Here is a 17,471-nt window from a genome sequence, read left to right as displayed (position 1 = left end):
CCCCATTTCCGGAGGCACCATGAACTTCAAGAGCCTGGCGCTGGCGCTGCTGCTCGCGCCTACTGCGCTGCTGGCAGCCGAACGCAACGACGTGCCCAGCTGCTACGCCCAAGCCCGCATCGACGAGTTCCGCACGGCGCCGTCCGGCCGCATGCTGACCGTGGTCGTGGACCAGACCACGCCCCTGACCCAAGACCTGCAACGCACGGCCTGGGGCCACATCAAGCGCTTCATGCAGCCAGGCGACAAGATCCGTCTGTACGCCTTCAGCGCGTACCTCGAGGGCCACTACACCCGCCTGCGCTACGCCGGCGAGCTGGAACGGCCGATCGACGAAAAGGTGCTGGGCAGCGTGCCGATGATGGCTGCGCGCAAATTCCAGTCCTGCCTGAAGAACCAACCCGCGCAGCTGTTCAAGGGCTTCGGCAAGGCCTTCGCCGCCACCATGGGCAAGTCGAGTTCGGACATTCCGCGCAGTGAAATCCTGTTCAGCCTCAAGGCCGTGGGCGAGGACATGGCCAAGGCCGAAGGCGTCGACGAGCATGTCGTACTGGTGATGTCCGACATGCTGGAGTACAGCGATTTCGCCAGCTTCTACCAATCCAACGGCATCCGTCAGATCGATCCGAAGGTCGAAATCGCCAAGGTCGAGAAACAACACCTGCTGGGCGATTTCAGCGGCGCGCGCGTCTACGTGCACGGCGCAGCCTTCATCCCGACCACCGCCAAGAACGGCTACCGCAGCGGCAAGATGATCCAGAACCTGGAACAGTTCTGGAGCACCTACTTCAAGGAGTCGAACGCTACGCTCGCAGGCTTTGGCAATCCTGAGCTGACGTCGGCCGTCGAGTAGACGAGCGACGGGGCAGGCGCTGCGCGACGCCCTGTTCGACCTTGCGAACGGGGCTTGCCGGCATCCTTTGACAGGCATCAGATGGCGCGGTGGTCTTTGTCGGCCCCGACGCCAGTGGCCTATTGAAACAACCGCGTCTCGATGCAATAGGTCAACAACGCCTGGTCCGTCTCCACCTCCAGCTTGCGCATGGCCGACACCTTCTGCGCGCTGACGGTCTTGTTGCTGCGCGACAGGTGCCGGGCGATGTCGCTGACGCTGAGCCCGCCGACGAACAACCGCAGCACCTCCACCTCGCGCGGCGACAGTTGCGCGAAACGCGCCTCGACCTGCTCGCGGTGGCGGACCACCGAGGTCGCCTCGGGCGCCGGGCTCTGGTAGCGGCGTTGCGCACCGATGGCGCTCAGGGCCTTTTCGATTTCGTCGTGCAGGTGGTTCTTCTGGATCACACCGGCCACACCCAGCTCATGCAGACGCGACAGGATGAGGCTGTTGGAGATCATCGTCAGCACCAGCACCTGAGTCGCGGGGAAGTGGCGCAGGACGTATTCGATCAGCTTCAGGCCGTCGCCATAGGTCGCATCGCCCGGCATGTTGAAGTCGGTGATCAACACCTCGGGCCGGTGCGCGTGCAATTGCTCGATCAGCTCGGACGAGCTGACCGCCTGACCGACCACGCAGTAGCGCCGATCGCGCTGGACGATCTCACGCACGCCCAGCAGCACGATGGGATGGTCGTCGGCGAGGACGACGTTCAGTTGGCGCATGTTCAAGGCTTGGTTCATGGGCGGGGGCTCGATGGGGAAGGGTCCAACAGGCGTCGGGCGACAGCGAGCAGGCGTGTGCACAGCGCGTCGATGTCCTTGGCCAGGGCGTCGGTCAGGGGGGCGTCATGCAAGGTGTTTTCCAGGTGCTGGCAGGTGCGCAAGAGCGGCTGGGCGTTGACGGTCGCGAGCGAGCCGCTCAGCCGGTGCAGGCGCTGCTGCAACGCCAGCGAATCGGCGTGTTGCACGCCTTGTTCGAGCTGGGCGATATCGGCCAGCAGGGTTTCGCCCATCAATTGGCGCATCTGCGGGGACAGCTCGATCCAGCCCTGGGTGTCCAGGCCCGACTCGTCGACCGCCACGGGCGCAGGCGGCGCGATCGGCGCCAGGGGATTCCTGCGCTTGCAATGCGACAGCAAGGCCTGGCGCAACATGCCCAGGCTCAAGGGCTTGACCACCCAGGCGTTCATGCCCACCGCCAGGCAACGTTGCCCTTCTTCACGCAGGGCGTTGGCGGTCACGCCGATGATCGGCACGCTAGCACCCTGGGCGCGCAAGGCGCGCGCCAGCTCGTAACCGCTCAGGCGCGGCATGTTGATGTCGGTGATCACCAGATCGAAGGGCTGCGCGTGCCAGATCTGCAAGGCATGCTGCCCGTCCCGCGCAACGGTGGGCCGAGCGCCGAGCGCTTCGAGCTGCTCGCGCATCACCGCCTGGCTGACCGGGTTGTCTTCGGCCACCAGCACGCGCACGTTCAGGCAGGGCTCGTCGGCTCCCGACCACGCCAGCGGCGCAGCCTCCGCAGGGCTGGGCGTATCGACCACGGGTACGCTGACCAGCAGGGAGAAACTGCTGCCCAAGCCGGGTTCGCTGACGGCACGCATGCTGCCGCCCATCAGCTCGCTCAAACGCGAACATATCGACAGCCCCAGCCCCGCGCCACACCCGCCCTGCCCGGCCGCCACCTGGTAGAACGGTTTGAACAGCTCGCCCAGTGCCGCCTCCGGCACCCCTACGCCGGTGTCGGTGACCTGCCATTGCAGGGCCACGTTGTGGTCGGTACGGCCCTGCACCATGAGGCGCAAGCGCACGCGCCCCGAGTCGGTGAACTTGATCGCGTTGTTCAACAGGTTGTGCAGGATCTGCCGGATGCGCACGGCATCGCCTTCGATCCGCCCCGGCACGCTCGGGTCGACCTCGGCCTCGATCTCCAGGCCTTTGTTGCGCGCGGTGGCGGTGAAGGCCAAGACCGCTTCCTCGACCAGTTGCGCGGGGTCGAAGGCGGCCACCTCCAGCGCCATTTGCCCGGACTCGATCTTGGACACGTCGAGTACGTTGCTGATGAGCTGGAACAACACCGTCGACGAGCTCTGAATGACGTCCAGGTACTGACGCTGGCGCTCGCTCATCTCGGTCAGGGCCAGCAGTTCCAGATTGCCAAGCACGCCATACAGCGGCGTGCGGATCTCGTGGCTCATGGTGGCGAGGAACACGGTCTTGGCTTCGTTGGCGGCGGTCGCCTGGCGGTGGGCCTGGTTGAGCAGCAGTTGCTCGGCCACCTGCTGGGTGATGTCGTTGCAGCCGCAGAGAAAAACGTCCTGCCCTTCGTAGCGGGTGGCGACCACCACCACTTGCAGATAGCGGCCTGGAAGCAGCAGCGTCATCTCGCCCGGCGCCTGATCGCCATGGTGTTCGATCAGCAGGCGGGTGACGGTTTCAGTCCCGCCGAGCTCGACCGCACGCTCGTTTTCCAGCAGCAACTGGAAATCGCTGCGGCGTACCACGAACAACCCCACGGGCGCGTTGTGCAACATACTGCGGTTGAAGGCTTCGCTTTCGAACAGACGGTCCTGCGCCCGTTGCGCCGGGGCGACGATGCGCGTGCGGTACCAGCGGTTGATCCACAACGCGACCAGCACGGCGACGATGACCGTCAGGCCCAGGCCCAGCAGTGGCCATTTCGCGTAGCGCAGGAATTCCTGGTAGGTGATCGCGTACAGACCGGTCCAGCGCTCGTCGCCGGCCGAGACCATCTTGAAGCGCAGGCTGTGCTTGTCGAAGCTCAGCCCCACGGGCGCGAGTTCCACATCGCTGGCCTCGCCCATCACCGTTTCGCCCTCCGGCGAAATCAGGGTGAACTGGTTGTGCACCGAAAGCTGCAGCACCCGATCGAACTCGTCCACGCGCGAGGTATCCACCACGGCAGCCAGCGTCAAGTCGCCGCGCGCGGCAGCGCCGGGCAGGACACGCCTGGGGTCCAGGCGCGTCACCGCCACGATGGTGTGGTTGCCTTCGTACAGGCGCGCCGGGGCGCGGACCCAGTGCACGCGGGGGTCGACCAGGCCAGGTCGTTGGGCGGTCAGTTGCTGGAGCTGGCTGACGACACGCTCGAACTGCGGTGCGGGCAATTGCAGGTGCTGGCGACGATGGCCGACCGCAGGAACGGCCAGACTGGCCTGGCCCTCGGGCGCCAGCACGAACAACTGGGGCGAGACGTTGGACGAACCGGCCCAGAAGTCGCCGAAGTAATTGGCCAATCGTGCGCCCCAGGCCAATGCGCTGTGCAGATCGTCCGGTCTGAGGGTTTTCTGGTAGGCCAGGGAGAACGGCACGGCCAGCTCCGAGGCGCGCGCCTTGAGCAAGGTGCGCTGGCCCGCCTGCTGCGACTCGGCGATCAGGACCGGCGAGGCCGCAGACGCTTGGGCCGCTTCCATGCCCGACACGGCACGCAGAAAGGTCTCGTGCTCGCTGACGATTTCGAGCATGCGGGCGAAGTGGAACGCCGCACGCTGCTGCTCGGACTCGAGCAAACGCGAGGTGGCCCAGTAGCAGGTGCTCGACAGCAACAGCAACAGGCCACTGAGCAGCAACAAGGCTTTGTTGAGGCGTTGGGAGCTTTTCGCCAATTTATCCAGGCGTAGGCTGGCGTGTTTCATGAATGCGGTTGCCCTGATCGTGGAATGGCGAAGCGGATGCGTGAAATCCTCGCATCGAGCGCCCTACCTGGGCAGCATCTTCTAAGCTGAAACGTTTTAGCGGAAAGATCTACAATAACACCGATCGCGGACGCTCCACGCTGATCAGCGTGACGATTTCATCCGCGGTGATGGCCGGCGAGACGATGAATCCTTGTACGTGGTCGCACTGCATGCGCCGCAGCACGTCCAGTTCGGCGCAGGTTTCCACCCCTTCGGCCACCGTCACCATGTTCAACTCGCGCCCCAACTCCACGATGCTCAGCACCGCCGAGGCCTGCTGGGTATCGTCGGCGCAGCCGTGTATCAGCGAGCGGTCGATCTTCAGCTCCGTGAAGGGCGTGGAGACCAGGTTGAAGTAGGAGCTGTAGCCCTTGCCGAAATCGTCCTGGGCCAAACCGAAGCCCATCATGCGCAAGCGGCATGCACCCGCGTAGTAGTTGCTCGAATGCTGCGTGGTGGAAGTCTCGGTCAGCTCGAAGGTGATGTGCCTGGGCTCGGCTTGGCTCAGGCGCACCTGGGCGAGCAAGCGCTCGATCAGGCCGTCGTGGTCCAGCAGGTGGGTGGGCAGGTTGATCGACACCGGCAGCGGGTGGCCGATCCTGGCCCACTGCGCCTGTGCCGTGAGGGTCTGCGCGAGCATGCGGGTGAGCAGTTGCACTTCCAGCTCGGCGCGCTCGATGTCGCCGAGAAAGTCACGCGGCATCAGCAGCCCCTCGGTTGGGTGCACCCAACGCACCAGGGCCTCGGCACCGACGATGCCGCCATCGTGCAGGGCCTTTTTCGGTTGGAACCAGGCTTGAATCTCGCCGTTGCCCAACGCCCTGGCGAGTGTGCTGGCAGCCCGGCAACCGGTAGGCCGCGTGCGGAACGCCCGGGCCTGCTCGGCGCGCTCGTCGAGGCTTTCGCGCAGCTCGACGAGGTTGCGCTCGCCGAGGGGCTTGGGCAGCAGCCCCACCACGTTCAAACCCAGGTTCTTGGCCACCTGCCCGGCGCCGGTCAGCATGCGCCGGGAAGCCGCGCTCATCAGCGCCAGCGCGGGCGGGCAAGGTACGCGCGCCAGGGCCTGGATCAGCTGTATGCCGTCCATGTGCGGCATCATCAGGTCCGTGAGCAGCAGGTCGACGGGCGCGGCCGCCAGGCGTTGCAGGGCCGAAGCGCCATCCCAGGCGACGTCGACGACGAAGCCACCCATGCTCTCGAACAAGGCCGCCAGCAAGCGGGATTGGAAGGGATGGTCCTCAACGATGAGAACCCGATAGACCGTCACGTCGCGCTCCGTTGGTAGGGCTGCAGGCACTGGTACAGCGCGTGCAGGGTGAAGGGTTTGACCAGGAACTGATCCATGCCGGCGCCCAGGCAGCGCTCGGCTTCGTCGAGCATGGCATTGGCGGTGGCGCCGACGATGGGCGCCCGGCACCCGAGTTGGCGCAGGCGCTCGGTCAGTTCGTAGCCGTTCATGCGCGGCATGTTGACGTCGGTGAGGACCACGTCGAACGGCGCCTCCTGCCAGCGCGCCAGCGCCTCGACGCCGTCGCGGGCGAGCACCACATGGCAGCCGAGCTCTTCGAGCTGGTCGCGCAGGATCAACTGGTTGATCACGTTGTCTTCGGCGACCAGCAGGCGCAAGTCCAGGCGCGTCTCGCGCGGCGCGGCGGACGCGCCGGCGCTGAGCACAGGGGGCGTGCCTTGCGCCTGGGCCACCGCCTGGTTCAGCGCACGCAAGCTGTTGAGCCCGACGTGCCAGCGCCGCTCCGACACCTTGACGAGGCCATGGCTGTCCGCGCAGACCAGCACGCACTTGCCCGGCCATCGCGGCCACAGGGTCTGCGCGGACGGGCCGATGCCCAGTTCCACCAGCACGGCGTCGCTGGGCACCTGCGCCATGTCGGGCACGCCCACCTGCGCGCGGGCGCCCCAGCGGCGCAGCCAAGCGGCGGCGTGTTCGGCCACCTGGGCGGCAGCGCAATGGACGTAGACCCACTCGTCGTGCAACGGCTCGACCCAGGCGTGCTGCGTGTGTTCGGCGACGGCTTCCAGCGGCAGGCTGAAGGCGAAGCTGCTGCCCAGCCCCGGCTCGCTGAAGACCCGTAGCGAGCCATCCATCAGGTCCACCAGGCGCTTGCAGATCGACAGGCCCAACCCCGTGCCGGCCACCACGTTGGTGCGCCCGCCGCTCTGGAAGAACGGCTCGAACAGATGCGCCTGATCGGCGGCGGGAATGCCTTCGCCGGTGTCCAGCACCTGCCAGCGCAGCACCTGCCGTTGGTCGTGGGCGACCACCTCCAGGCGCACCACGATGCGCCCGCTGGCGGTGAACTTGACGGCATTGCTCAGCAGGTTTCCCAACACTTGGCGCGTGCGCGTGGCATCGCCCATCACCTGCACCGGCACCTCGGTTCCCAGGAAACCGAACAATTGCAGGCCTTTGGTGTGCGCCGCGCCGGCATAGCTGTGGATGACGTCCTCGGTCAGCTCCAGGGGCGAGAACGCGCTCAGTTCCAGGGCCAGTTGCCCGGCCTCGATCTTCGACACCTCGAGCACGTCGCAAATCAACTGCAACAGCGTGGCCGAGGAGCCTTCGATGGCATCGAGGTAGCCGCGCTGGCGGTCATCGAGCGGTGTGCGGCCCAGCAATTCGAGGGTGCCGAGCACGCCGTACAGCGGCGTGCGGATCTCATGGCTCATGGTCGCAAGAAACAGGGTCTTGGCTTCGTTGGCGGCATCGGCCAGCGTGCGCGCCTGCTGCAAGGCCAACTCAGTGGACTTGCGCTCGGTGATGTCGCTGAAGGCGCAGATGAGCACCTCTTCACCGTGGTAACGGGTGGCGGCGTAACTGAGGTACAGGTGGCGGCCATCGGCCATTTGCTGTTCCTCGGTGGTGCCCTTGCTGGTGCCCAGCACGAAGGCACGGTCCACCCAGGCATGGCACAGGCGCGTGCGTTCGTCGCCCTGCCCCAGCCACTGCGCGGACAGCGGATTCTCCAGGACCACGGCGCCGTCGCTGCGGCGCAGCACGCACAGGGCCACGGGCGCGACGCGGATCACGGCGCTGCAGAACGCTTCGCTGTCGACCAGCGCTTCGATGCGCGCGGCAGCCGGCGCGATGAGCCGCTGCTCGATGCGCCGCACCCACCAGGCCATCAACAGCGTCGTCAGCAGACAACCGAACACGGCGATGGCGAACGGCATGGCCAGCGCCGGCAGCAAGGAGCGCAGTTGCAGGCTGTAGACGATCTGCCAACCCGAATAGTCCAGCTGCTTGCGGATGGTCAGGCGCTCGGGCAGCCAGTGCCCCCCTTCCCAGCCGAAGCTGTGGGTCTCGTGCAGGTCGTTCGACAACAAGGCGGACGGGTGGCGCTGCAAGGCGTTGCTGACGATGAGCTGGCCGTTGCCGTCGAGCAGCTTGAAGTCGCCGGCCTGTTTGTGTTGCAGGGCCTTGATCAAGTCGGGCCCTTCCACCTCCAGGCCCAGCCAGCCGGACGTCAGGTCGCGCTCGTCCATGCGGATGAAGACGTACAACGGCGAATCCAGCCGGCCCGGATCGGTCAGCCACAGTTCCTCTTGGGCAGGGTCGTCGTCGGCCTGGCGGACCCGCTGCAGCACCCCTTGCGCGATCGCCCCCGTAGCGGACACCGCTACGCCCGCCGAAACCGAGGTGAACAGACGCTGCACCTGCCCGTCGCGGGCGTGGGGAATGTAGAGCAGGTTGACCTGGCTGGCGCTCAGGTAGTCGAGCAGCCGCCGTGTCAGCCACAGGCTCCAGATTTCCCGGCCATTGCCCAGCCGCAGGTGTACCTCTTCCTCCGGCACATTATTGGTCTTGGCCTGGACCGGGTCCGGTTGGCGCACGGTCGATAGGCCCAGGCTCTTGAGCAGGGTCTGGCGGCTGACGAAAAAGCTCTGCGCGTCGAACACCGCTTCGTTCATGTAGCGCCGATGCAGCGAAATCTCCTGGTTGAGGGTCAGGCGCAGGTAGCTGTAGGCACCGATGCACACGCCGGCCACCAAGGTGAAGGCGAACAGCCGCAACAACGTGCGCGCGGTCAGCGGCGTCGAGAGGTTGCGATGGGCGGCGGGCAGCAGGCGGGCGACGTTCATCGACGCAGCCTAGGGAGGCCGAGGCGGCGGCTGAATAAGACGGATCTTAAAAGTGCCTGCCCGCGAGCGCGGCCAGTGGCGCTCAACGTAACCTCGAGGTAGCCGCTTGGGTATTGCCGCCATCGTCGAGCCATTGATACGCCACCTGGTCGCCACGCGCCAAGCGCGGCGCCTGCACCGCGAACCGGTGCTGGGAAAAAGGCGCCAGGGTCTCGCCCGGCAGCGGCGTGAGCGCCGTGCCGTGGCGCACGCTGACGCCGGCCAGGGTGATGCAGTACGGCGTCGGGTTGTCCACCTGCACACGGTCGCCGGCCCAGGTGAAGCGCAAGCGTTCGGGCGCTCGCTCGGCATCGGCTTCGAGCGCTTTGGGGCGGTAGATGACCTTCATTTGCGTGCGCAGGGTCACCGTCAGGCGCGCTTGGCCCTCGGCCAGCTCGGCTTTGTCCTGCGGCGGAATCTCGTAGAGGTTCAGCCAGAACAGGGACTCGTGGTCGTCGGGCAGGGCTTGGCCGGTGGCCAACACCCGCACGCTGCGTTGCTGCCCGGCTTCCAGACGGAACACTGCGGGCAAGGGCATGAAGGGCGCCTCGGCGGTATCGGGCTCGGCGTCCAGCGCGCCGTCGTCGATCCAGGTCTGCACGATCACCGGGTAGGCGTTCTGGTTGACCAGCGCCAGGGACGCTTCGCGCTGCCCTTCGGTGAGGACAAGCCGGGTGCGTTCGGCCGTGACGCCTGCCCAGGCGTCGGCGCTCGCCAGCATCAGCAGCGCCGCGAGCGCACCACCCAGGCGCTTATTGAACACGGATGACCACCTGCGCGGTCGCTTCGATGCGGCCCGGCGTGACGGCAGGCTGGGTGCCGACCTTGAGCTTTTCCAGGCGCGCGCGGAAGGTTTCGGTGTAGTACGCGATGCCGCTCACGTTGGCCGTCTGATTGGCGCTGGCGCCGATGGCCGGGTACCAGCCGCGGGCCTGGGCGGCGCTGCCGTTGGCCGAGTCCTCGTTGGCCAACAGGGTCATCGGGCTGCCGTCGCGCAGCAGACGGATGCCGACCCCTTCGGCCATGCCGGGCTGCCCATAGCGGTCGGAAACCAGGTAGGACAGCCCGCCTTGTGCGTTCAGCAACCCCAATGCCGAAGAAGCGGCCAAGGCGCCGGTGGACACCTTGATCCCCAGTCCCGTGCCGTTGACCGCCGTGCCATTGGTGACACCGCTCTGGCATTTGAACGACACCTGGAACGGCAGCTCGCGGCTGCCACCGGCGTTCGCCTCGTTCAACGACATGCTCGGAAACACCACGTACGGCGTGACGGTGGTCACCGCGCAGGTGGGGAACCGCTTGAGCGTGACCTTGTTGAACAGCGCCAGCGAACCGGGCCAGTTGGCGTACCAGCCCGCCCAGTTGCCGTAGTGGGTCTGGCCCACGGTGGGGTAGCTCAGGCCCGGGCCCTTGATGGCGATGTAACCGGCCGGCTCGGGATAGCCGTAGATCTGCGAGGGCGTGGCTGTGCTGTAGTAGTTGTAAGTGGGGTCGACCGGCGCGCTGAACAGCTCGGCGCGCACGGCGCTGAGGTTCTTCGCCTTGACCAGTTGATAACCGCGCGAGTCGATGTCCAGACCGGTCAGCAACCGCTCGCGCCATACGTCGGTGAAGTATTGCCCGGTTTCCATGTGGGTCAGCCGCAGGAGCACGTTCGGCCAGGCCGTGCGGTAAGCCGCTTGCAGGCCAACGCTGGTGCCGACGCTATCGCCGCCCTGGAACCAGCCGCTATAGAGGTCGTCGCCGTTGAGCGAATACATCTCGTACACCGGATCGTTGGCCGCGCAGCGAAACAGCACTTGTTCGGGGTCATAGCCGCCGGCCGTACCGTATTGAGTGAAGGGGGTGACCGCACTGGCAATCAAAGATGGATAGGGCAAGAAACTGGGATCGCTGACATTGACCACGCTGGGCAGACCCATCGATCCGTTGCAGGCACCCGTGCAGGCGCCAGGCCAGGCCGTCGCCGTGCCCTCACCCGGACGGATGGCGGCCAGATCTGTGGTGGTTGCCGAACCGACCGTGGTGACGCGGTAGCAGGTGGCCCACGCCTCGTGGCCGAACGGCAGGAGGATCAGCGGCAACAGCCGCAGCGTGCGTCTCATGGTTCATTCCCCAAAGGTGTGCAGATGGCGCGCAGGCGCCGCAGCGCCTGTTGCGCAGAGGAGGCCTGTGCGGTGAGGTCGTAGGCCAGGCGGCAACCGTCTTCGCGGCGCTCGCCCCAGCGCACGTCCAGTTGGCCCTGGTCGCCTTGGGCGCGGGCATACACCTGGCTGCCCTGCCCGACCATGCCGACGTTCACACCCTGGTCGTCGAACACCTCGGCGCCCAGGGGCAAGGGCGAGCCGTCGCCCAACCGCGCCTGGATCAGCAACGGGTGGCCGGTGAGGGTCTTGAAGCGTACGCGCACGGCGGCGCCGGCATAGGGCGCGACCTTGCGCTCGGTCTCCAGCAGCTCGGCGTCCTCGTCGATCCCCTTCGGGTCCAGCCCGATGGGGTTGTAGCGGTACGCGGAAAGCGATGGGACGACGGCGTAGCCGTTGCGGTCCACGCGGGCACCCTGCCCGCCGCGGATCGCCGCGCCACTGGCCCCTTTGGCTTCGACCAGGGCGAAGGTATCGCCGACGTAAGGCCCCAGGGTGATTCCGCCGCCATGCACCACCGCCGCGCCGCGCAGGCCGCCGTTGAGCTGGCGGTAGCTGTCGCTTTGCGAGTAGCCCGCGTTGAGGGTGGCCAGGGCGGTTTGCCGCTGCAGGTTGCCGTTCCAGTTGCTGCCCTGTGCGTCGCTGTCGCGGCTGGCGGCAATGGCGTAGCTGGTGCTGCGGTCTTGCCCGAGGGTGCCGTTCAGGCCCGTTTGATAACTGCTGCCGCGGCTGTCGCCAGAGCGGCTGGCGACCATCGAGGTGAGGTTCGGCGCCTGGCTGGACGCGCCGAGTGGCATCGACAGCGTGAGGGTCAGCGCATTGTTGCGGGTGCTGCCGTGCTGCTCGCTCAGGTCGGGCGGCAGTGCCGGGTCGAAATGGCGCTCGGCGTCGCGGTACCAGGTGGTCTGCTGGCGCGAGTAGGCCAGGCTGTAGCTCAGTTGCCGCCAGGTGCTGGAATAGCCGAACTGCAACTGCGTGTCGCGGCTTTTGCCATCGTAGTAGTCGCTGGACGAACCGGACAAGTACAGGTTGCCGTAGTCGCCCAGGCTCTGGTTGACCAGCAAGGTCAGCTGGTTGCGCTGCTTGAAGCTGTTGGAGTCCCAATCCTGGCCCTGCTCGTCGGCGCGGCGCGCGCCGAGCGCGTCGGTCAGGTCGCGGTAGCCTTCGGTGGAATAGCGATAGCCGGCCAGGGTCAGGGTGGTCTGGGTGGGTTGGAAGGTGCGGCTGTAGTTCAGGCCCACGCGCCAGCCCTGCTTGCGCTGGTCGTTCTCGACCGTGGCGCTGGAGAAGGTGCTGTTCAGACCGAAGGCGCCCTGACTAGTGGCCCACACGCCACCGCCCAGCACCGCCAGATAGTCTTGCGCGACGCGGGCGCCGAGGTTGGTCGAAAGCGCATTGCTCAAGCCGCGCTGGTAGGTCAGCTCGGCGAAGGCGCCCTGGTTGCGCTCGTTCTGCCGTACCTGGCCGAAGGTGGCCGAATAGCGCGACAGGCCGGGGCGGATCGATTCGGGCACGGCGGCGAAGGGTACGGTGAAGCGCGATACGCTGCCGTCGGCCTCGATCACCTGCACGTCCAGATCGCCGTCGTAGGCCGTGCCGTAGAGGTCGTCGATCAGAAAAGGACCGGGCGCCACCGTGGTTTCGTGGATTTTCTGGCCGTTCTGGCTGATCACCACACGCGCGTTGCCCCTGGCCGTACCGCGCACCTGTGGCGCGTACTGACGCTGCGAATCGGGCAGCATGCGGTCGTCGCTCGCCAGGCGCAGCCCGCGGTAGGCGGCGCTGCCGAACAGGTTGCCTTCGGTGAAGCTGTCGCCCAGCGTCAGCTCGCTGCGCAGGCCTGGGACGGCGCGCTGGGCATAGGTGCGCACAGGGTTCCAGGTCTGGGTGGCCGTGCCGTCGTAGCGCGAATAGGTGTAGTTGGACTGGTGGCGCAACCGCCAAAGACCCAGGTTGAAGCCACCGTTGAGCCCCAGGTAGCCGTAGTCGGACTGGCCGCTGCCTGCGGTCTGGTAACGCGAGCGGTAGAGGTTGGCGTCGTAGTTGACGAACGCCATGCTGCTGCCGGCATCCCACTCCTGTGGGTCGACATAGCCCTGCGGCTTGAGGTCGAGCAAGGCTTGGGGAATCGACAGGTCCAGGCGCAGGCGGGCGCTGTCGAAGGTGTAGGTCGCACCCGGCAGCCGCGCGGCCAGGTCGACACAACCGTCGGGCTCGGCGCCGGCCTTGGCTTTCGCGCCTAAGGTGTGGCTGAGCAAACGCTCGCTCAGGCAGGGCTGCACGGTGCCGCGCTGCTCGCGGAACTCGACCTCGCCGCGGTGCGCGGAGCGTCCGTTGACGTACAGGTCGATGTGGTAGCGCCCCGGATCGACTCGATCGGCGCGGTTGAAGCGCGTCAGTTGCCCACCGGCCAGGCTCGACCCCATCAACAGATCGTCGTCGAACTGGTACGCAGGCTGCGCACCGGCCAGCGCCGTGTGCAACAGCGCGACACCGCCCAGCAGCAGAGGCCGTGGCCAGGAGGGGCGGCACTCAACGCGGCAGATCATGGCGGATATCGATACGCGCGCCGAAGTCGTTGATCAGCTGCGCGTGCAGGTGCGGCGTGCCGGCCGGCAGTGCCACCAGGGGTGAAGGTGCCCAACGTACGCTGCTCATCGGCGGCACCATCTTGGCGTCGAGCACCAGCGTACGCTCGCCCAGGTGCACTGCCGCGCTGCCGAAGGAGGCATGGAAGCCGCTGTCGTTCCTGACTTCGACGTACCAGCGCCCGCCTTCCTGGCGCAACTGGAAGTGCAGCTGCTCGGGCAGCGCATCGACGCTGCCGGCGATGCCGGTCGGGCGATAGAACAGCTTGAGCCGGTTGCGCAGCATCAGCAGCATCTGGTTGCGGTCGGCGTTGGCCATGTTGCGCGGCGGAATCTGCAACACGTTCAGATGGAACAGCGACTCGCGGTCCTGCGCCAGACCGCTCCCGGTGTAGACCAGACGCAAGCTCTGCCCGCTGCCGGGCGCCATGCGCGACACGGGCGGGTTGACCATGAACGGCGCATCGGCGGTGTCGGGGCTGGACGCCGGGTCGTCGATGTCGACCCAGGCTTGCACGACGTTCGGGAAGGTGTCTTCGTTGGTCAGTTGCAGGGTCTTCTCGCGGGCGTCGCCGGGGTAGATCACCCGGGTGCCCGTGACCACGACGCTGGCGTGGGCCGCAGGCAGGCCGGCCACGCTCAACAGCAAGGCCAGCGTGGCCGCCGCAGCGCGCAGTGGATGCAGGGAGAGCGTGTTCATCGGTCGTCGCCAGGTGGGGCCGCCGCGCCGGGCGGCGCAGCGGTCGGGTTCGAAGGGAGCCGGCACCGTGCGCGGTGCCGGGCGGTCACTCGTAGCGCAGGGTGTAAGTGACCGAGCCCAGTACCGGGCCGGGCGTGACGGTGGCGGCTTCGGCCACGTACTGCACCGCGTAGTCGTGGCTGGCGCTGCTCTGGCCGCTGGCCAGGACGATGTCGCCGGCTTCCACGGCGGCGTTGCCCGCCAGGTCCAGCTTGGTGCCGCCGGGGGCCGCGAGCATTTGCAGCGCCACACCGCTGGCGCCGCCACTGGCGGTGTTGGTCAGGTTGCCGGCGCTGGTGGGGTTGGTGGCCTGGAAGACGGCGGTGAAGTGCTCGCTGGTGCTGGTCGGGGCCACGCAACCGGTCAAGCGCAGCGTGAAGCTGGTTTCGCCCGCGGTCTTGCCGACCGTGCCGTTCAAGGCGCTGACCGGAACGCTTTGCAGCACCACGGTCGGGTCGGTGTTGCCGTCCACGACCGCCGAGCAGGTCTGGTCGGTGACTTCACCGCTGAAGTTGATGGTGTTGGCGGCCCAAGCGTGGCCAGAGGCGGCGATGAAGGCCGCGAAGGCGAATGCGGTGGCGCGAAGGGTCATGTCAGGCTCCTGGTGTGCTCTGGGTGAGTAGATGCACACAGGATGCGATTTACCGGCGGCGGGGTATTTAAGACAGATCTCAAAGGGCCACTAGCGGGTGGAAACAGGCCCCTGCCCCTGCGGCGACGAGCGATCGTTCACCGTCGCCGCAGGGGCCGTCGCCGCGAACGGCGCGCTTCACCAGTTGTAGGTCAAGGTCGCCAGCAACGTGCGTTCCTCGCCCCAATAGCAACGTCCGGCGTTGTTGCAACCGGTCGTGTATTCCTTGTCCAGCAGGTTGCGCGCATTGAGTTCGGCCGACCATTGCGCGTCGATCGCATACCCTACTGCGGCATCGACCAAGGTGACGTCGCCGCTGTCGAGCGTGCCGTACAACGCCGGGCTGGTGTAGGCGAAGGTGCTGTCGAAGTGGCGGACGCCGGCGCCGATGCGCAGGCCCTTGAGCCCCTCGTCGAGGAAGCGGTAGTTGGCCCACAGCGACAGTTGGTTGCGCGGCACGCCGGTCATCTGCCGATCTTCGAGCAGCGAGCCGGGCGCGTCCTTGGTGATGCGCGAATCGGTGTAGGTGTAGGCCGACGTCAGGCTGAGGCTGTCGGTCAGGTCGCTGTTGATTTCCAGTTCCACGCCCTTGGCGCGGCTACGGCCGACGTTGCGGTAGTCGCCGACTGCGCTGTCGTACAGCGAGTCGTCTTTCTTGCGCAAATCGTACACCGAGGCGCTGATGGCGGTGTTCCAACCCACCGGCTCGTACTTCACGCCCACTTCGTACTGCTCGCTGGTGGTGGGATCGAGCGGGCCGCTGGTGCTGGAGAGCTGCTGGGTCGGGTTGTAGGCCGTGGAATAGCTCAGGTACGGCGACACGCCGTTGTCGAACTGGTACATCAGGCCGGCCTGCCAGGTGAATTGGCCATCCCAGTAATCCAGGTCGGCAGGCGCGTTGAGGGTGCCGGCCTTGTTGCGGTACGAACTGTTGACCCGGTCGTAGCGCCCGCCCACCAGCAGCACCCAGTTGTCCACCCGGCTTTGCAACTGCGTGTAGGCGCCGTACAGGGTCTGTTCGAGCAGCGCGTTCTGAATCGCCGTCGGGGTTTGCGGCGGGCCGGTGTAGACCGGGTCGAAGACATTCACCCGGCCACCGGAGCCTGCGTTCCAGTTCTGGCTGAACGAGGTACGGTCCAGGCTCATGCCCAGCAGCACGGTATTGTCCACCGCGCCCAGCTGGACCTTGCCTTCGAGCTGGTTGTCCAGGGAATAGGCGATGGATTTGTTGTCGCGGTCGTACGCCGTGTTGCTCACCAACGTGCCGAAGCCGCCGTTGTCCAGGTTGCCGGGCCAGATCTCCTGGCGGTCGATGCGCGACTGCATGTAGCGCGAATTCTGGCGGAACTGCCAGGCGTCGTTGAAAGCGTGGGCGAACTCGTAACCCAGGGTCCAGGTTTCGCGCTCGAAATCGTCCCAGTCGGGGTTGCCCAGCAACGCATCCTTGTCGATCTTGCCGTTGGGGTTGTGCAGCAAGGTGCCCGCGGCAGGATAGCCCAGCTCCATGAGCGTGCGGTCGCGCTGGTAGGTGCCCAGCACGGTCAAGGTGTTGGCCTCGTCGAGGTTGAGCGTCAGCGACGGCGCGAGATACAGACGGTCGTCCGGTTGATGGTCCACTTGGGTGCCCGACTTGCGGCCGAGCATGACCATCCGCCCCAGCACGTTGCCGCTGTCGTCGAGCGGGCCGGATACATCCACACCGAGCTGGCGGCGCTCATGACTGCCGTAGCTCAGTTGCACCTGGCCACGGGCGTCCTGGGTCGGCTTCTTGCTGACCAGATTGACCACGCCACCGGGGGCGTTTTCGCCATACAGGATGGACGTCGGGCCCCTGAACACTTCCACGCGCTCCAGGCCGTAGGGTTCGCTGGTGGTGTCGTAGCGATTGCCCTGCACGCGCAGGCCGTCGCGCAGCAGGCCGTAGCCGTAGTCGGTCGCATTGAAGCCACGGATGAAGAACAGATCGCCCGCCTGGCCGTCACCAGCAGCGAACGGCGGCGCGAAGATGCCGGGCACGTAGCCCAGCACTTCGGTCAGGGTCTGGGATTTCTGGTCGTCCATGCGTTGGCGCGTCACCACCGACACCGAGCGCGGGGTGTCGGCCAGTGAGGTGCTGGTCTTGCTCGCGGTGGCCGACTGGACAGCGCGATAGCCGACGTCCCCTTGCCCGTTGGCACTCGACACCTGGGCGCCGGTGACGGACGTCGGCTGCAGTTCGAGGGCGCTGCCGCTTGCCACCGGCACCGGTTGCAGCACGTAGCCGGACGCGCCTTGCGCCACTGCTTGCAGCCCCGAGCCCTGCAGCAGCGCTTGCAGCCCCTGGTCGACGCTGTAGCGCCCGCGCAGCCCATCGCTGACCTTGCCCCGCGCCAGCGCATCGCTGCCCACCAGGTAGATGCCGGCCTGACGGCTGAACTGGTTGAGTGCGCCGCTCAAAGACCCTGCCGCGATGTCGAAGCCCCGTTCGCTGCCCGCCTGCGCGGCCTGCGCCGTGCCCGACGCGAGCGCCAAGGGCGCCAGGGCAAAAAGTGTCGAGGGCGCGAACAGCGCCAAACAAAGAGTGAAAGAGCGGTGCGGCTGCATGGTGATCCCCAGAAGACAATGAGTGCTAAGGGATGAACCGGACGACACCCGGAA

At 66.7% G+C, this 17,471-nt stretch carries 11 protein-coding genes; 1 reads left to right on the top strand and 10 read right to left on the bottom strand.

The features are described from left to right. The first annotated feature begins 19 nt into the window (after positions 1-19). Positions 20-853 carry a hypothetical protein gene (locus tag B4M43_RS20365; RefSeq protein WP_296269262.1) on the top strand — a complete coding sequence of 278 codons (834 nt, stop codon included), beginning with the start codon at positions 20-22 and terminating at the stop codon, positions 851-853. A 119-nt stretch (positions 854-972) separates the two neighbouring features. On the opposite strand, the gene B4M43_RS20360 is transcribed toward B4M43_RS20365, so the two are convergent. The 10 genes from B4M43_RS20360 to B4M43_RS20315 all read right to left on the bottom strand — a co-directional run bounded on the left by B4M43_RS20360 (position 973) and on the right by B4M43_RS20315 (position 17,417). Beyond that, positions 973-1,620 carry a response regulator gene (locus tag B4M43_RS20360; RefSeq protein WP_296269387.1) on the bottom strand — a complete coding sequence of 216 codons (648 nt, stop codon included), beginning with the start codon at positions 1,618-1,620 and terminating at the stop codon, positions 973-975. Between the two features lie 14 nt (positions 1,621-1,634). Further along, positions 1,635-4,553, bottom strand: coding sequence for a response regulator (locus B4M43_RS20355; RefSeq protein ID WP_296269261.1), 2,919 nt, complete (start codon positions 4,551-4,553; stop codon positions 1,635-1,637). 109 nt (positions 4,554-4,662) lie between these two features. Continuing rightward, complete coding sequence (locus B4M43_RS20350; protein WP_296269260.1) at positions 4,663-5,862, bottom strand: EAL domain-containing response regulator; 1,200 nt, start codon at positions 5,860-5,862, stop codon at positions 4,663-4,665. After that, on the bottom strand, positions 5,859-8,693 hold the full coding sequence (locus B4M43_RS20345) for an ATP-binding protein (RefSeq protein ID WP_296269259.1): 2,835 nt from the start codon (positions 8,691-8,693) through the stop codon (positions 5,859-5,861). The genes B4M43_RS20350 and B4M43_RS20345 overlap by 4 nt, the downstream gene beginning before the upstream one ends. A gap of 82 nt (positions 8,694-8,775) precedes the next feature. After that, on the bottom strand, positions 8,776-9,453 hold the full coding sequence (locus tag B4M43_RS20340) for a fimbrial biogenesis chaperone (protein WP_296269386.1): 678 nt from the start codon (positions 9,451-9,453) through the stop codon (positions 8,776-8,778). Between the two features lie 31 nt (positions 9,454-9,484). Continuing rightward, on the bottom strand, positions 9,485-10,837 hold the full coding sequence (locus tag B4M43_RS20335) for a fimbrial protein (protein ID WP_296269258.1): 1,353 nt from the start codon (positions 10,835-10,837) through the stop codon (positions 9,485-9,487). Next, positions 10,834-13,425: a fimbria/pilus outer membrane usher protein gene (locus B4M43_RS20330; RefSeq protein ID WP_296269257.1), complete on the bottom strand. Its 2,592-nt coding sequence runs from the start codon at positions 13,423-13,425 to the stop codon at positions 10,834-10,836. Before B4M43_RS20330 ends, B4M43_RS20335 begins: the two co-directional genes overlap by 4 nt. Next, positions 13,409-14,164 (bottom strand): fimbrial biogenesis chaperone, encoded by a 756-nt coding sequence (locus tag B4M43_RS20325; protein WP_296269256.1) that lies wholly within the window; start codon positions 14,162-14,164, stop codon positions 13,409-13,411. Before B4M43_RS20325 ends, B4M43_RS20330 begins: the two co-directional genes overlap by 17 nt. 85 nt (positions 14,165-14,249) lie before the next feature. Next, on the bottom strand, positions 14,250-14,795 hold the full coding sequence (locus B4M43_RS20320) for a fimbrial protein (RefSeq protein ID WP_296269255.1): 546 nt from the start codon (positions 14,793-14,795) through the stop codon (positions 14,250-14,252). Between the two features lie 177 nt (positions 14,796-14,972). Then, positions 14,973-17,417: a TonB-dependent siderophore receptor gene (locus B4M43_RS20315; RefSeq protein ID WP_296269254.1), complete on the bottom strand. Its 2,445-nt coding sequence runs from the start codon at positions 17,415-17,417 to the stop codon at positions 14,973-14,975. Positions 17,418-17,471 lie beyond the last annotated feature (54 nt).

It is taken from the genome of Pseudomonas sp. UBA6562 (assembly GCF_002434265.1).
Classification (GTDB): domain Bacteria; phylum Pseudomonadota; class Gammaproteobacteria; order Pseudomonadales; family Pseudomonadaceae; genus Aquipseudomonas.
Note: the sequence above shows the minus strand (reverse complement) of the source record. Positions and strands in the feature narration are given on the sequence as shown.

Coding starts and splice junctions, on each gene's coding strand:
- B4M43_RS20365 (WP_296269262.1), top strand. CDS start 20: ATGAACTTCAAGAGCCTGGCGCTGGCGCTGCTGCTCGCGCCTACTGCG.
- B4M43_RS20360 (WP_296269387.1), bottom strand. CDS start 1,620: ATGCGCCAACTGAACGTCGTCCTCGCCGACGACCATCCCATCGTGCTG.
- B4M43_RS20355 (WP_296269261.1), bottom strand. CDS start 4,553: ATGAAACACGCCAGCCTACGCCTGGATAAATTGGCGAAAAGCTCCCAA.
- B4M43_RS20345 (WP_296269259.1), bottom strand. CDS start 8,693: ATGAACGTCGCCCGCCTGCTGCCCGCCGCCCATCGCAACCTCTCGACG.
- B4M43_RS20340 (WP_296269386.1), bottom strand. CDS start 9,453: ATGCTGGCGAGCGCCGACGCCTGGGCAGGCGTCACGGCCGAACGCACC.
- B4M43_RS20335 (WP_296269258.1), bottom strand. CDS start 10,837: ATGAGACGCACGCTGCGGCTGTTGCCGCTGATCCTCCTGCCGTTCGGC.
- B4M43_RS20330 (WP_296269257.1), bottom strand. CDS start 13,425: ATGATCTGCCGCGTTGAGTGCCGCCCCTCCTGGCCACGGCCTCTGCTG.
- B4M43_RS20325 (WP_296269256.1), bottom strand. CDS start 14,164: ATGAACACGCTCTCCCTGCATCCACTGCGCGCTGCGGCGGCCACGCTG.
- B4M43_RS20320 (WP_296269255.1), bottom strand. CDS start 14,795: ATGACCCTTCGCGCCACCGCATTCGCCTTCGCGGCCTTCATCGCCGCC.
- B4M43_RS20315 (WP_296269254.1), bottom strand. CDS start 17,417: ATGCAGCCGCACCGCTCTTTCACTCTTTGTTTGGCGCTGTTCGCGCCC.